12 protein-coding genes are annotated in these 16,176 nt (G+C 33.0%); 6 read left to right on the top strand and 6 right to left on the bottom strand.

The genetic code is table 11. The features are described from left to right. Positions 1–13 precede the first annotated feature (13 nt). From AC1M86_RS08745 to AC1M86_RS08725, 5 genes are all read right to left on the bottom strand, one after another. On the bottom strand, positions 14–1,978 hold the full coding sequence (locus AC1M86_RS08745) for a TniQ family protein (RefSeq protein ID WP_481607772.1): 1,965 nt from the start codon (positions 1,976–1,978) through the stop codon (positions 14–16). Next, the gene (locus tag AC1M86_RS08740; RefSeq protein ID WP_481607771.1) at positions 1,975–2,925 is read right to left on the bottom strand and encodes a TniB family NTP-binding protein; all 951 of its coding nucleotides are present in this window, start codon (positions 2,923–2,925) and stop codon (positions 1,975–1,977) included. The genes AC1M86_RS08745 and AC1M86_RS08740 overlap by 4 nt, the downstream gene beginning before the upstream one ends. Next, entirely contained in the window at positions 2,912–4,795 is a 1,884-nt protein-coding gene (locus AC1M86_RS08735) for a Mu transposase C-terminal domain-containing protein (protein ID WP_481587310.1), read from the bottom strand. The genes AC1M86_RS08740 and AC1M86_RS08735 overlap by 14 nt, the downstream gene beginning before the upstream one ends. Position 4,796: 1 nt before the next feature. Further along, positions 4,797–5,501 carry a hypothetical protein gene (locus tag AC1M86_RS08730; protein WP_481607770.1) on the bottom strand — a complete coding sequence of 235 codons (705 nt, stop codon included), beginning with the start codon at positions 5,499–5,501 and terminating at the stop codon, positions 4,797–4,799. Between the two features lie 193 nt (positions 5,502–5,694). Further along, the gene (locus tag AC1M86_RS08725) at positions 5,695–5,940 is read right to left on the bottom strand and encodes a hypothetical protein (protein ID WP_481607769.1); all 246 of its coding nucleotides are present in this window, start codon (positions 5,938–5,940) and stop codon (positions 5,695–5,697) included. 105 nt (positions 5,941–6,045) lie between these two features. Between AC1M86_RS08725 and AC1M86_RS08720 the strand changes: the two genes are divergently transcribed. Next, entirely contained in the window at positions 6,046–6,852 is an 807-nt protein-coding gene (locus AC1M86_RS08720; protein ID WP_481607768.1) for a hypothetical protein, read from the top strand. 1 nt (position 6,853) lies between these two features. Here AC1M86_RS08720 and AC1M86_RS08715 read toward each other — a convergent pair whose 3' ends face one another. Continuing rightward, a complete protein-coding gene (locus tag AC1M86_RS08715; RefSeq protein ID WP_481607767.1) occupies positions 6,854–7,096 on the bottom strand; it encodes a transposase in 243 nt (80 codons plus the stop codon). Between the two features lie 117 nt (positions 7,097–7,213). On the opposite strand from AC1M86_RS08715, the gene AC1M86_RS08710 reads away from it, so the two are divergent. From AC1M86_RS08710 to AC1M86_RS08690, 5 genes are read left to right on the top strand one after another with little or no spacing between them, the layout of a single operon-like run. Beyond that, complete coding sequence (locus AC1M86_RS08710; RefSeq protein WP_004638035.1) at positions 7,214–7,444, top strand: helix-turn-helix domain-containing protein; 231 nt, start codon at positions 7,214–7,216, stop codon at positions 7,442–7,444. Between the two features lie 40 nt (positions 7,445–7,484). Then, complete coding sequence (locus tag AC1M86_RS08705) at positions 7,485–8,378, top strand: radical SAM protein (RefSeq protein WP_481607766.1); 894 nt, start codon at positions 7,485–7,487, stop codon at positions 8,376–8,378. Positions 8,379–8,387: 9 nt separating this feature from the next. Beyond that, the gene (locus AC1M86_RS08700) at positions 8,388–8,786 is read left to right on the top strand and encodes a DUF6375 family protein (RefSeq protein WP_481607765.1); all 399 of its coding nucleotides are present in this window, start codon (positions 8,388–8,390) and stop codon (positions 8,784–8,786) included. A 6-nt stretch (positions 8,787–8,792) separates the two neighbouring features. Beyond that, positions 8,793–12,794: an NACHT domain-containing protein gene (locus AC1M86_RS08695; protein ID WP_481607764.1), complete on the top strand. Its 4,002-nt coding sequence runs from the start codon at positions 8,793–8,795 to the stop codon at positions 12,792–12,794. Positions 12,795–12,830: 36 nt separating this feature from the next. Continuing rightward, positions 12,831–16,070 carry an RNA-directed DNA polymerase gene (locus AC1M86_RS08690; protein ID WP_481607763.1) on the top strand — a complete coding sequence of 1,080 codons (3,240 nt, stop codon included), beginning with the start codon at positions 12,831–12,833 and terminating at the stop codon, positions 16,068–16,070. The last annotated feature ends 106 nt before the right edge of the window (positions 16,071–16,176 follow it).

The raw sequence follows: 16,176 nt of genomic DNA, 5'->3' as shown, positions 1-16,176 counted from the left end.
ATTAATCTATTTTTTATATAAATTTCAATATATCAGATTTCTTAAAAAGCCTAATTTTCGTTTCAGTTTTACCAAAATAGTAAGGGATTATAAGTCCTTGAGTTTGTAAATTTGTAATATGTGAATGGCGCATTCCAAGGAGTGAACTAGCTTCAGCACCTGTTAAATACTCTTCTTTTAATTTAATGATTTCATCTAGTTGACTCTTCTTTACAAGTTTCCAATAAGTTAAATCCTTAATGTCTAAAAAGCCTGTTTTACACCAATATTGACTGAACCAGTTCATTCTACAATTGAGCTTTTCTGAAGCATCCTTAGTCGAAATATAGTCTTCACTTTCGATTAAGTTTTTTAGTTTATTCAGAGAAATACATTTAATTTTAATAGGGGTTAAAAACTCGTTCTCCCGCTCTAAAATCTTTAAGTGTGTTAACGTAATGACTTGGTTGGGACTAATTTTTAAGATTGCTGATGCTTCATTCAGTGAATAAGAATCATCATTCATTTTTCTTTTAAAATTTGTTCTTTTTCGACCAGTTTTTGTCGAGTATTCTTTTACCTGGTCTATGTGTTCTTTAGTAATATATTTAATAGAATCCCTAAAAAAAATATTTACAGGTAGTTTATCAATATGAGGACCACTAATAGGTTTGATTCCAATACTTATCATTTTTTCAACAAAATTTCCTCGATTAACATTCAATTTTTTTGCAAGAGTAGAGGCGATGATATAATTTTTTTGAAAACTTTTTAGTTTATGGTAAGGAATTTGTAACGGAAAATTGCTCTTTTTTTCATCATAATTGAGCCAATGGGATTTTGCTAACTTTCTTATCGTATCCGAATTTGTATTCAGTATTTCAGCAGCCAATTTTATATCTACTGTAAAAGATTCATTTGCGTTGTTACAGGTAGAAAGAGGATGCTTTTCAATTTCTAAACTCTTTGCTCCTATTAAAAACATTTCAATATCAGTGCTTGATAAAATTTGTTTTCCATGATTATTTTCTACGAATTCTAGTCGGTTAGAAGCTAGGAGGTTTGTTAGTTTTAGTCGTCCAATTCCAAGTAAAAGCCTTGACTCTTCGAGTGTTAAGTGGATATTTTTACTTTTAGTATTATGTCGATAAGAAATACAATTATTCTCAATATTTGAGAGATAATTCTCTTTAAACCTAACAGTTTTATCTTCTTTGTAAAATGGTAATAGTTGAACTCTTGGATGAGCTAATTGAATTCTATTGTTAATCCAATTACTCATGGTGATTATTGAATGGGGAGTATCTACGAAATATTCGTAGACTATTCTTAAGTAATCTTTATCTGAGCGTGGTTCATCTAATGCTGCAAATTTTTCTAATGCAAACCAAAAAGATGTAAATTCTTGAAATAGCTCATTTGAATTTTGATTTAAAATATAGATAAACCAATGAATTAAAAAATTTTCCGAATAGTGAATTTGTTGAGCCTCTCTTAAGTCTGCTAAGCATTTTGAACATTTTACAATAGAGCCTGATTGTAAGCTGATCTTATATCCGCACATGTAACAGCTGTCTAAGAGTAAAATGGAATGTATAGGGCAAGAGTATACAGGTCTTAAAAGCCAGAGTTTTCTGAAGTATGGTTGTTCCTTTAAGCATTGTGGACAATATGAATGGCCTTTAGTTTTGAACAAACGAAGATCGATGATCACATTCCTATAAATTCTGGGTGATCTACTGGTTAATTTATTTCGATCAAAGGCGAGGGTAATATAATCAGGGTTAAGGCTTAAGTTTTCTAATACATATTTAAAGCGTTTTTGGTCTAAAAAAGTGTAATTAGGTGCTAATTTAGTCAAAAAACTAAATTTTTCTTTGCCAAATAATTGATAGACTGATGTGTGACCATTTAATTCAACAGTTCTTATTAAGTAACTCGTAGCTGATTCATCAGGATAAGGTGTTGCTTCAATAAGAAGTCGTTTGTTTGTATTCATATTTGACTTCTTGCGTGAGTGGTCAATTGTGATAATGACATTTTAAAAGGGTCAGTGTTGAGTTTAGAAATATAGTCAGTAATTCCAAGTTTCCATGCCTCACTAAAATCATGGTTATTGATGATGGTTCGACCTTCATTTAATGCATTAACGATACTTTCTCTAATTAAACCAATAATATAAGAGTGATAACCTTTAGTAGCCGTGTAAATTTGCATACCCATGAGTGGATTGTCGAGAGGTGGTGAAAATGAAATATTTTTTTGTGCCATTTTACGAGAAATTTCACTTAAAAATGCGTAAATTGTGCCATGTCCTTGAGAGGATTCGATGTAAAGTGGATTTAATGTATAGATAAATGGAAATCTTCGGGCAATTTGGCTATCGACTTGTAATATTTCTGCAAATTCTGGAAGACCGACTAAGCAAAAACTGATGCCTGTTCGGTTAACAAGTGTTTTTAGCCAATTTCCTATGGTTACGTTCATTCGTGTATATGATTGTTTACGCTCGAATAAATGATGAAATTCGTCTAGAAATACGAGCTTAGTTTCACACATACTGAGTAAATAACTTAATCTGTCAGTCAAGTAGGATGTTGTACCACTGTTATAAGTTGGATCACCTAGTTCTTGCAGCATTGTGATTGCGAGTGATTTAACAGTGGCTGGAGAAGGAACTTCAACATAAAATGCTGGAATAATTGTTTTTTTATGATCTTCTTCAATTTTAGTAGATTTAGGCATTTGGCTGACTATTGTTTTACACAAAGTCGTTTTCCCTAAACCTCCCTTCGCAAGAAGCATGCTTCCTATAGGCTCTTTATAGGCTATGCTTCTCTTTACACAATTTTGTATTCCTTGAAAGGCTGTCATAAACTCATCTGAAGTGACTACGATGTTATTAATCGAGCTAATTTGTTCAAAATATTTATCAAATTTTTCCATTTTTCATCACCTCAAATGATCCAAAACTCAAATTATTCTTTTTGTTATCACAAGAGGCTTCAATATTCGGTTTCTCGTGAATCTCTACGATAGGTGATAAATTCTTTTCGATATTTTGAAGTATGAGGGGAAGCTCAAGTTTTATTGGTTTTAACTTTGGTCTGTTTCTAATTAAATCTGATTGAATTTCATGTAAAAGTTTGTAGAGGCCAAATAAGTCTGAAAACTTTCCTAATTTTTGTTGATCTTGTTCAGACAGCTGTTTTTTTCTTTTTTGAGCCTCTAGATGAATTGTCCTTGATAATCCAGAAGTGTAGTCTTGGTTGGTAGAATTCGCTTGTATTACGGTATTCATATCATTTGGATCAACGATATAAACTTCATTTAAGTCAAGATCATCAATGAGTACGGTGACTTTCTTAATGCCTTTTATTTGTAAAGTAGTTAAGGCATGAGAAAAATAACTTAAGCCATCAACTTTAACTTGGCCCTGATGGATTGTACGTTCGATTGGTCTTCGACATAAAATTTTCGCATCAACTTCAGAAATATCGCTCGGTTTAATATCGGTAATAGCATCTTGCCACATAACAGATGGTGAGCGGCCAGTCATACTATGAATTGAGCAATGATAGACATCACTGATCCACATATCGATATATTTTTGAAGTTGCTCTATCGTAAATTGAACGTTTTTTGTGGAATTGTAGCTTCCTCTAGTTGATGGATTTGAAAAAGTTGTTCCAGGCAGTTTTTGAATAATGCCGTGAGTAAGGGTGCTAAAAAACCTTTCAATATGAGGCTTGTTGTTTGGAGTACCAATTTGAGAAGGTGTTAAAGTAATTTTTAACTGATCACAGACTCTTGCCAGGGAATTATTTTTAAATTCCACTCCGTTATCTGGAATGATAATGCTCGGAATACCGCCTGGTAAATTTTGATTCGGTCGAGTGATCATATCTTTGATGACTGCTAGCGTTGTTGTTGCACTCGGTGGATACATACTTATATAAGTGCCTACAATTGCCCGAGTATGTGTATCAATTGCACAAGCTAAAAAAGGGCGACCAAGAGCGACATTTGTTTTTGGATCTATCACAATAACATCAAGATAGTGCGTATCAATTTCAACCATATATAAAGCAAAAGGACTAAGAAGACCTCTACCTGAAGCTTGAAAAGTTTTTTTTGCAGTTCGATTTCCATTCTTAGCTTTTACGATTAGATATGGGTCAAGCTTTTTAATATACCTTTGTATGCATCTGCGGCTAGGTAATTGATCTAAAGAAATTCCTTTTTCTACTAATTTACCTAACATGGTTGCATGAACATCTTTACTCGTTCGAAATTCGGGCTTTAGATAAACTTCCTCTATGGTTTGATTGATAATCTGATAAATTTCAGGGCTAAAACGTAATGAGTTATTACCCTTACGTTCGTTTTTTAGAAAAAGTTTATTATGAGAATAACTTTTGTATTTAAAAATCCATCTTGCAACTGTTCTAGGCGAAGGAGGAGATTTATCATCTATCAAAGTCGCAATTTCTTGAATAAATGGTGAGAGTTGGTTAAGGCTTGTAGGGTATTCTAACTGCTGAAGTGCAGATAAAACATAACGTTCCTTTCTATGGATATCCTGACTACATTGAGGATTTAGAACAAGCTTCTCAGGTGCAAAACTACAAATGATTTCACCAGATTTATAGCGATTTTCAAATTCATTTAGATCCAGGGTGCATATTTTTCCTCCTATTATTGCGGCATAACGAATTGTGTTTAATGCAATTGATGCTATTTCAAAAATATAATCTGGATGCTCTGCAAAATAAAAGCGATATCCTGATTGAGGGATAAAAAGAGGAGTTTCCATATTAAAATATTCCTTGATGATTATATTTAGGGGGAAATTCTGTAAATTTATTGTGGAAAAAAAGGTAATCCCCTAGTTCTTGTTTAAAACCGATAGATTGAAGTTCTTTGTAGACTTGAATTGGACTTGAAGGTTGCTTAGTTTTTAAATGGTCTAAAGCGTATTCAATTTCAAATTTGCTCCAATCAAAACGATGCCCTCTTTGATACCAGTAAAGAAGTTGCTGAAGATGTTTTTCTGTAGGAAGTTCAGTTTGATCGATGAGTTTGAATGTAATTCCAACTGAAGTGAGTAATGTCGCAAGACGATCAAAACGGACATATTCATCTAAAGCTAATGATGCTATTGATGGTTTTACCTCATGTACTTCATAGCAGCCATCACTCGTTTGAATTAGAAAATCTGGATAGGAGTATTGTTCATGGGAGAGTTTAATTTTTAAAGCTTGGGATCTATAGTTGATTACACAGGGGGTTCTTTCTAGGCAGATAGCATGAGCTAGCTCTAGGCGACTTTCTGTAGGAATAGCACCACTGCATTTTTTACTTGGGAATAGGGCAGTTCTACGTCCATAGCAGCCTTGGAAAATTTTACGTTGTCCATGAATGGTTGCTGCAATATTTGGCTCAGTTGCAAAGGCCGTTTTTATTTGTTCGAAAATATAATGTTCAGATTTTGTCTGCTCATAGTTTAGGTTAAGGTACATAAATGTGTATCCAGTATTTCGGAGCACCCTAAATTTAGGGTGAGTGAAATTACTTGTTGCTTAAAATTAAGCTACAAGGCTTGACTGGTGACTGAATACGGAAGATACTTTGATTACCACGTCTTTGTACTTTTTGTATAGAGCCACCAACGGATCCTTTTAGGGTCCGTTTTTTATTGCAATTATATAATTTTCATAGTTTTTCCTTATGATTTAAATCTTTAAGCCACTTAGCTACATCGCTTGTGTAGGCAAATTTTCCTTTACGATTCTCAATTGAGAAAATAGGTATTGATATTTGATTTCTAGAAAGTGCTTGCCTAAATGAAGCAGTTGATCTATAGCCCATTAATTTTGCTAAATCGTAACCTCCTATCAATTCTCCATATCTTTCTTTTAATTCAATAACTTTTTCGTCTCTTTGATTTTCAATTCGCATGTTGATAATTCTTAGTAGCGCACTGTCACTATATTAGCCCCTCATATATGTGTTACAACACTGCACGAAATAGCTGAATTTCTTGCAGTGTTGACAGAGATAATAATGACTGAACCAAAAAAAAGAGGTCGCAAGCTTAGGCATCCGATAGAAAGTCTGAAGACAAGGGTTTGGGTTGAATACATTAAACAATCGGTGGATGCTTCAACATATTCAGTCGAGCTAATTCTGAGAGACAAACCTATAGAACCATTAGAAAAATTATATCGTTGGGATAAATACCAAAATGGACTTCATTCACCTAAACCTGAATATATTGATTTTGTAAATCAAAAATTCCCTGGATCAAGAGATTTATATAACCATGTTCTTTGGGATGTTCTAGTCCAAGATGGGATGACCTATGAAAAAATTGATCAATATATTGGTTTAATGAAACCTGAAATTTACTTTTTATTGGTTAGAGCTGTTGAAAATTTTGGTTTAAAAAGAAGACCATTTAACGATGAGATTGTTGAAGTTCTAATCAATAGAGGTGAAGTAGACTGCTTAGTTGTTGCGATTCTGATGCTATATGAATCGACACACTTGTGTTCACCAGACTTAAGACAGTTAGCTTTAAATTTATACTTCGGGCTGACACCTAAGATCGCAGCGCATCCATTGTATTTTAAAGTACATCCAGACCTATTTGACTTTATTGATTCTACTTTTAAACATCATGTTTTTTTAGCACCGAATATAAGGCTCGATATGGTTGTTTTTTGGCGAGCTTTCAGAGATAACTATTGGTCTAATGATTTAAAAGTTGCTTCTCAACATTTGGAAGAGAATAATAATGGTAAAAATAGGGTTGGATCCTCAAAGACTCGTATAGAGTCTTTGGATGGTAAGTCTTACTATGATACTTAATTCATGCATCTAATCGTTTAGAAAGTTTTTCTTCTGCATACATTTGTTTTAAAACTAGATTTTCCTGTTCTAGTTTATCTAAACGAGTGAGAATTTGCTCACTTATGTCTAGATAGTTTGCTTTCCAGCGATAGAATGTTGCCACACTAATTTGATATTCCTGACAAACCTGTTCGATAGTGGCACCTGCTAAATGTTTTTTAACAATGCTGTTGATTTGAGTTACAGAAAATTTTTGCTTCACATTGAGTTCCTCAACTATCGTTCAATCATTATCCAAAATAAAAACATCAATAAACAGATAGGGTTAAATTAAAATATCCTATTTTGGGATATTTTGAATTGTAACTGATATTGAGCCATGCGCTCAATACACGACCCTAGGTATCAAGACCTTATTAAGAAACTTATAGAACTTCGTGAGTCAAAAAATGTGACTCAGGTCGAGCTTGCGCGTCGTTTGGTAAAGCCGCAGTCTTATGTATCTAAAGTAGAAATTTTAGAAAGACGTATAGATGTAATTGAATTAATAGATTGGCTTAATGCTTTAGATAAAAAAACTATAGAATTTATTAGTCAACTTAACAATTGAAGCTAGAATACTTTTATCTTAATGACTTTATAAATTTAAAATGAAAAAAAGAATTGGGCCTGATGGGATACATTTTTTTGACCGAACTACTGGCAACAATATTCTAATAGACGAATGTCTTCTACCTAAATCTGAATGGTCTCTAGCCCCAAGACAGGTTTCTATAGCACTTACTAATATTTGTAATTTGCATTGTGAGTTTTGTTATGTGCCAAAAAATAAAGCTAGTCTTGAATTTGAAAGCTTAAAAAAATGGATTAAAGAGCTAGATCAATTGGGTACTCTTGGTATTGGCTTTGGTGGAGGTGAACCTACTTTATATCCCGATTTTTCAAAAATTTGTGAATATACAGCGAATGAAACAGATTTGGCTGTGACCTTTACAACACATGGGCATCGTTTAACGGATACCTTATTGTCTCATCTTGAAGGAAACGTACATTTCATAAGAATAAGTATAGATGGTGTTGGAACCACTTATGAGAAATTTCGTGGTCGAAAATTTGATAAATTAATAGAACGCATTGAAAGAGCAAGACAAATCACCTCGTTGGGTTTCAATGTTGTAATTAATGATTCAACTATATTGGAACTTGATCAGGTTACTGCAATTGCAGAGAAATTTGATATATCCGAAGTTTTACTTTTACCTCAGCAAGCTACCGAAAATGTCAAAGGTTTATCAAAAGATGCTTATGAACAGCTGAAGAAGTGGATAGAAGGTTATGGTGGGGAAACTCGTTTAACTATAAGTGATGTTGGGCTTGAATCAAATTTTATATGCAATCCACTTTTGATGGAAACTGGGCTTAATGCTTATGCTCATATAGATGCTCTAGGCTTTCTTAAAAGTAGTTCATATTCAAATATTGGTCAGGAGATTGGTGGAAAAAGTGTTCTAGAGGCACTTCAGTCATTAAAAGAATATAAATAAGGGGGAAGTATGAAAATTTGGAATAGTTATGGTTCAGAGCATTCAATGAATTTAGTCTTAATAGGTTCTTTTGTTCAAGTAAAAGATGCTGAAAATATAGAAAAGTTAGTCGAAAAGTTAAGACAAGTTTCAGGGCAAGAGGGCTATTATTTATCTAATGAACCTCCACAAGATCACAGATTTTCTAAAGAGGTACTAAAAACTCTCCAAGAATTACGCATTCATTCTTTATCACCTTTTGAAATCGAGCAGTTTAATTCTGAGTATTATCTAGAGCGAGATGGTAATAAATTAACGTTTGAGACAGATGAGAGTGATATATCTGCATTTATTAAAATATTTGTAGAGGCTGGTGCTAAAGTAGAAGTTTACTCAAAGCATTTTTATCCTGAGAATCCTGGAGAGTAAGATAAAATGTCTCAACTTGATTGGAGTAAATTTGAAAACTTATCTGGTGCAGCTGACGTAAATTTTGAAAAGCTTTGTAGATCATTAATAAGAAGACACTATGGTCAATATGGTTCTTTTAAAGAGCTTGCTAATCAAGCCGGGGTCGAGTTCCATTTAAAGTTAGACCAAGAATCTGCTTTGGGAGACTCTACACGATGGTATGGATGGCAATGTAAATGGTATGACTTGCCTAGAGCACGAGCAATAGGAACAACTAGAAAAGATAAAATCATTGATGGACTTAATAAGTCTAAGAAATATTTACCTCATTTAACGGATTGGGTTTTATGGACTAAATATATTCTTACAGAGGGCGATCAAGAGTGGTTTTATGGTTTGCAAGCTAATTATCCCTTTAAACTCCATCTTCAAACTTGTGATGACATTGAGAGTTTATTGGTTGGCCCAGCATTAGCTTTGCGAGAGGCTTATTTTGGTGAGTTGGTAATTGATGAACAAGTGTTAAATCAACATTATCAAATCATAGCATCTACTCATAGTAAGAAGTTTCAACCTGAAGTGCATCAAACGGTTAAAGCTGAAAAGATAATTGAAAAATGTTTAGGAAGACACTCTTCTTGGGACTCACTAGATAGCCTTGAGAAATCTATAAATAATAATTTAAAAATGGTCAAAGATGCAGTTAATCTTGAGGATAGCTATGTCAAAACAACCTTGCCCGATTTTATAGCTGATGGGGAAAAGTTGAGTAGTTTTTTAAATTCTTTATTTTCAGAGTTGGCTGTAGGAAATTTTGAAAAAGCAAAAGAGCTTTTGGTTGAAGATTTAAGTTGTGATTGGTCTAAATATAGGAAAACGATAGCTCGATTACGAGCTAACAGAAGCCATACTGCTATGTTTGCAGCAAACTTATTAGCAGATTTTTATGCTTTTTCACAAGAAATAAAAAAGGTAAAGAATGCCTTAAACTCTAAGATACTTGCTGTTGTAGGTAAGGCAGGTGATGGTAAAACTGATCTTGCTTTAGATATATGCAGACCAAGAGAAGGCTTAAATGCTGGAGTGCTTTTTCTAGGAAAAGATTTAAATGCAGGCGAAAATTTAGATGATTTAGTTAAAAGTTTTAAGATATACGGACGATCTGTTAATACATTTGAGGATCTTTTAGAAGCAGTAGATGCAGCTGGTCAACGCCTTTGTAAACGTATTCCAATCGTAATTGATGGTCTGAGTGAATCTGAAGACCCAAGGAATTGGAGAAATGAAGTAGCTAAAGCAAATACATTATTAGACAACTATCCAAATGTATTACTAGTGCTAACTTTGAGAGGAGAGTTTCATCAAGATTGTATCCCTGAAAACATTCCAGTTCTTAAGTTGAATGGATTTGAGGATAATCCAATTGAGGCGATACATAGTTATTTTGAATATTACAAAATAGATGCTTTAGATGCAGATATACCAATCGAGTTGCTTACCCATCCTTTAACATTAAGACTTTACTGTGAAGCAGCAAATTCAGAAAGACGAATAATTGTAGGTGTAGAAGCATTACCTCGTTCTCAAGTTGCTATATTTGAGAAATATTTTAAAAATGCAATTGACCGCATTGTGGCTTTATCTTCATCAAATCAAAGGCTATACCATGAGGATATTGAAGATGCTTTATTGAATATTGCTGAAGTGTTATGGAAAGAAAATTGTAGAACTTTAGAGTTTAGACAGGCTCGTAGAATTGCTAATGATATTGTGGATTGGGGGAGTAGTTTAATAAAAAGTCTTGAATCTGAAGGTGTTCTATTAAGATATAGATCGCAGAGTGGTGGGCAAGAGATTGGTTTTACTTATGATCTAATGGCGGGCTTTAAAATAGCTGAATACTTATTGAAAGGTGATTTTAATAGTTGGATAACGCAAAATAGTAATAAAATTCAGTATAACCAATCACATTCAAATACTTTAGCTTATGATGTTTTTAACTCATTGGTTGGCTTATATCCTAAATCTAATTCTAGAAAACAATTTTGGCAATTGTTGGATGGTGATTACAGAGAGCAGGCTCTTTTAAAAATTACCCAAGAGCAAGCGGCTCTTATTAATAGAGAAACTATAGAGCAATTTCAGACCTATTTATTATCCTCAGAGCAATTTGCTTCTAAAGCATTTGCAAAGCTGAAAACTACTCGTTCTGCATATGCTCATCCATTTGATGCAAATTTCTTAGATAAATCTTTAAGAAATATGAGCAATACATACCGTGATTTAACATGGTCTGAATGGATAAGAAAGAATTCTAGAGAACTTAAAAATGACTTAGAGGTCCTTGAAAAAAGATGGTCTGAAATACAAATTGGTTCTAATGAAAAAGGTCGAGCTATTTGGGTCCAATGGTTATTAACAACTAACCACAGAGATCTAAGAGATCAAGCAACAAAAGTACTTTCTATATATGCTAAAAAAGATCCAACAACATTCTTTGAGATGGCAATTAACTCATTAGATATTACAGATCCATATGTGCCAGAAAGGACTTTTGCTGCAGCGTATGGAGCTATTTTGAGTGCTGATTTTAATGATGCAGAAAAAATAAATAGTAATGTTTGTGGTTTCGCCCAACAAATTATAGAAAATTGTTTTATACCTAATGCAAAACACCCTACTACACATACTCTTCTTAGAGAGTATTACTTAGGTATTATTAATTATGCTTTAAAAATAAATCAGAGCTTTGTTTGTGAAGAGTATCTTGATTATTGTCAAAAACCTTATGAACATTTACCAAATCTGTTCGAGGGTCTTCTTGATGTAAGTGAAGAGAGAATAATTGAAGTCAGGAAAGCAGCTCTTCGTATGGACTTTAATAATTACACTATTGGAAGGCTCACTACTGATAGAGCTAATTATGACGATTCACATCCTGATTATATTCAAACACGAAGAACTATTTTGAAAAGAATGATTCAGCTTGGATATAATCCTGAAAAATTCCAAGAGATCGATCGCACTATAAGTTCGAGTTCTTATTACAACCGTGATGAAAAAATAGATAGGTATGGAAAAAAATATAGTTGGATAGCTTTCTATGAAATGTATGGATGGAAGGCAGATAGAGGGCTTTTAGATGCTTGGAGAGAGAAAGAGCGATGTAGTGATGTAAGTATAGACCCATCGTTTCCTCTAAATAACAAAGCTTGGGAACCAGAACTTAAGGATTTATTCGTTAATAGTCCTCAAGATATTGGCAATTGGATTTTAAATGGTCCTATTCCCGATTATAAGGGAATTTTGCAAACTAAAAAGTTAGTGGGAGATCAAACATGGATACTCTTAGATGGTTTTATTGAGGAAAATGCCCTATCAGATTACCGTCAAATATTTACATTCATTAGGGGATTCTTTATTACTAATACCCAACTCAAAGCAATTAAACAATTTGTAGATGAAAAAGATTATCTTGGAAATAATGCACTTCCAAGAGTCCCAGAGTATCACTACACCTATGCTGGTGAGATGGTATTAAGTAATATACATTTCACGCTAGTTGAAAAAGAAAGTAGTAAAGTTAAGTTCAATGAATGGGATGAATTAAGTCCTCTGGTTGAAGTTCCTGTTCAATCCTATGAATGGGAGTCTTATCATAGTTCATTAAATCAAGCTGGTGGAATCGTATTCCCTAATGCTGAAATTTGTCAGAGCCTAAATTTAAAATATCAGAATGGTGAACCTGATTTATACGATGATAATGGAGTAGCCTCAATATTTAGAAATTTAACCTCGAAAACTAATAATCTAAAAGGTTCCGTATCTTATCTAAGAAAAGATCTCTTTGAAAAATATCTAAATGATACCGATCAAACTTTTATTTGGATATTATGGGGTGAGCGTAATCAACATTATAAAGGTTATTCAGAGGAGCATATTGATGTGCATCAGTATTTTCAAGCTAAAAAACATCTTCATAAGACAGTGGTCATTTGGGATGAATATAAAGATTTCAGATCTTAATAATGAAAATTTTTTTAAGTTTATTGTGAGTTGAGTATGTCATATAAAGTTGAGTTTACAGGTTGGGATAATTTAGATATTACAGATCTATTGGTAGCCTATAGGAAAGCTAAAGCAGATTGCTTCTTTGAGAATACATTCCCAACTGCCGTTAAATTTGCAAAATATGAGCAAAACCTATTAGATAATTTGAATAAATTACTAAATAAACTTAAAAAAAATAGAGGATTTAAACCTGACTTAAAAAGCTTAGGAGAATATAGAGTTGTACCTAAAAAATTAAAAATAGAAAGAAATGAAGGTTTAAACTATTCTGGTCATGTACATTTTTCAAATCCAGAAAAAATTTTAGCTAATCTTTTTTCTGATAATAAAGTAGAGCCTTCATTTCGAATTATAGGTGATTTTCCAGTAGATACTCATATTATATCTGCTCTATGGATTAATATGATTGGAGAGAAGTTTGATGAGCGTTTAACAGAGTCTTGTTATGGTGCAAGACTTAAACGAATAAATAGTGATGAAAATTCATCTCTAGGGGTATATCGACCTTTTCATATTAGTGCTATTGGATCTTTTTTACCTTATTTTCAACCATATCAAAAATGGCGTAATGATGGGTTAATAGCTATTCGAGATGAGCTTGTAAAAGATAACAGTGTAATTGCAGTTTCTTTAGATTTGAAGAGTTATTACCATTATATTGATCCTAAAGTAATTATGTATAAAAAGCTCCATAATTGTTTTGGTATTACACTCACTAAAGAGGAACTTTTATTTACTAAGCAATTAGGTGAGTTTTTGGATGAATGGGCACAAGGCTCAATTGAATTTTCGAAAAAAGTTTCAGACAAATGTGATGGAATAGCTGGGGGCTTAGCGATTGGTTTAACAGCGAGTAGAATCATATCTAATATGATCCTTCATAACTGGGATAAGCTTTTAAATGAAAAATTGACACCTATACATTATGGTCGTTATGTAGATGATATGTTTTTAGTGCTAAAAGACACTGGAAATATTAAAAATAGTGAAGATTTGATGGTCTTCATGCAAGATCGTATCGGGAAAGAAATATTAATACAAGATGAAAAAGAATCTGTAAACTGGTCCATTAAACAACCATATTATAAAAAAGATAAAACTAGAATTCGTTTGCAATCAAATAAGCAAAAGCTGTTTATTTTAGAAGGCCAAATGGGCTTAGATCTTCTGGATAGTATTGAAAAAGATATTTATGAGCTTTCCAGTGAACATCGTTTAATGCCTTCTCCTGATCAATTAGATAAGTCAACTGCAGCAAAAGTTTTATCAGCTGCCGGAAGCGTTGGAGAAAATGCAGATACATTACGCCGAGCTGATGGTTTAACAATTAGAAGGCTTAGCTGGTCTTTACAATTACGGCATGTCGAAACTTTAGCTAGAGATTTACCCGCAAAGGTATGGAAAGAGCAACGTGAGGAATTCTATCAATTTGCTCATAATCATATTCTGAGAGCTGATAGTATTTTTGATCATTTTACTTATTTACCTCGACTTTTAGGATTCGCTATAAGTTTAAATGAGTGGCATCAAGCAAAAAAAATAGTAATAAAGTCTTATCAATCTTTAGATATTCTTAAAGAGCGTACTCTTAAACACTCGGGAGAGTTGAATGGAGCTAAATGTCAGCTTCGTGAAGAAATATGGCAGTATGTTAGTGGTTCATTAACTTTATTATTCATTGATGCCGCTACAAAATATTTTGATCCTAGGCAACTACTTAAAGAACAAGAAACTAATCAACGTGCTATCGAAAAATTATTCTTCAACCATCTATTCGACAGTATAGATTCCCTTAATAATTTATTAAGAACAGATATTAGTGTTACTGAATTTTACAAAAATGCTCCACTTGTTGCTAAAGCTGATTTAGCAAAAATAGCTTATAAGGAGATTTTGAATTTCAAAGAAGTCGACAGTTTGTTTGAAAATGCTTTAAATGAAAAAAATAAAGATATTAAAAGATTATTTAATAAGTTTGATTTAATAAATTTTGAATCTTTAAAAGAATTTCTCAAATCTTCTGCTAAAAAAAGACTTAAGCATGTCGAACATAGTAAATATTCTTATGAAGACTACATGCCTTATTTATTTCCAACAAGACCCTATACACCGTTAGAAATCTCTGAGTTAGCACCTGAGTGTGTAGGACTCTTAACTAATGAAAATAAGAGGTCTTTGATACGACCCACCTTGGTTTGGGCTAACTATACTCAAGCTGTGCGAGGTGTTTGGATAAAACCAACCTTATTAGCAGTTGAAAATGATAAACAAAATGACAGTAAGACAAAATCTAAAAAGCCTAGAAAATTTATAAGGATAGGAACAGAGAACAAAGATAAGGTAATAGTTGCATTAACTAATCTAAAAACTTCACAAAAAGATTGGGCTGGTTCTGCTGCTAAGAAACCTAATTTAAGCTTGGAACGGTATCAAAGAATATCTGATTTAGTGAATGATATTTTAAGGTTAAAACCAAGACCTGATTACGTTATATTCCCAGAATTATCAATTCCGTTAGAATGGGTTGATAGTATAGCATCTAGGATATGTTCTTTAGGAATTAGTATTATAGCCGGAACAGAATATCGCCATACAAGTGATAATAAACTTATAAGTGAAGCTGTATTAATTTTGACGGATAACCGTCTGGGTTATTGTACATTTTCAAAGATTTGGCAGCCAAAAATTGAACCAGCTGTGGGCGAAGATAAAGATCTTATAAGTATATATGGTAAAGAATGGGATTATGACATTACAAAGCCAAAGAATATTAAGAGTATTTATAGGTCATTAAAACCCGTATATATTCATAATAATTTTCATTTTGGTGTTATGGTGTGTTCTGAATTACAAAATAGTAAAGCAAGAATAGCCTTCCAAGGTAATGTTGATGCTTTGACTATATTAAGTTGGAATCAAGATTTAGAGACCTTTTCAACATTAATTGAATCTTCAGCTCTTGATGTGCATGCTTATACTATTCTAGTTAATAATCGAACTTATGGTGATAGTAGAATTAGAGTGCCGGCCAAACAATCCTATAATCGTGATTTAGCTCGAGTAAGAGGGGGGGAAAATGATTTTGTTGTGACTGCAACTTTGGATATTAAGGAATTAAGGGCATTTCAGAGTCGCTTTAAGCGATGGACTCAAGAAGGAGATAAATTTAAACCCTTACCTGAAGGTTTTGAGATATTAGGCAGCCGAAAATTAAGTCCTCCCATAAAATAAAAAAATAGAGCCTCAAGGCTCTATTTTTTTTGTTAATGTAACAGTCTCGAAACATGTGTCAAAAATCTCACATCAACTGTCATTTAACGCATGTTACCAAAATTCA

This window comes from Acinetobacter sp. ANC_7654, from assembly GCF_056779855.1.
This window is presented reverse-complemented; position numbering and strand designations above follow the sequence as displayed.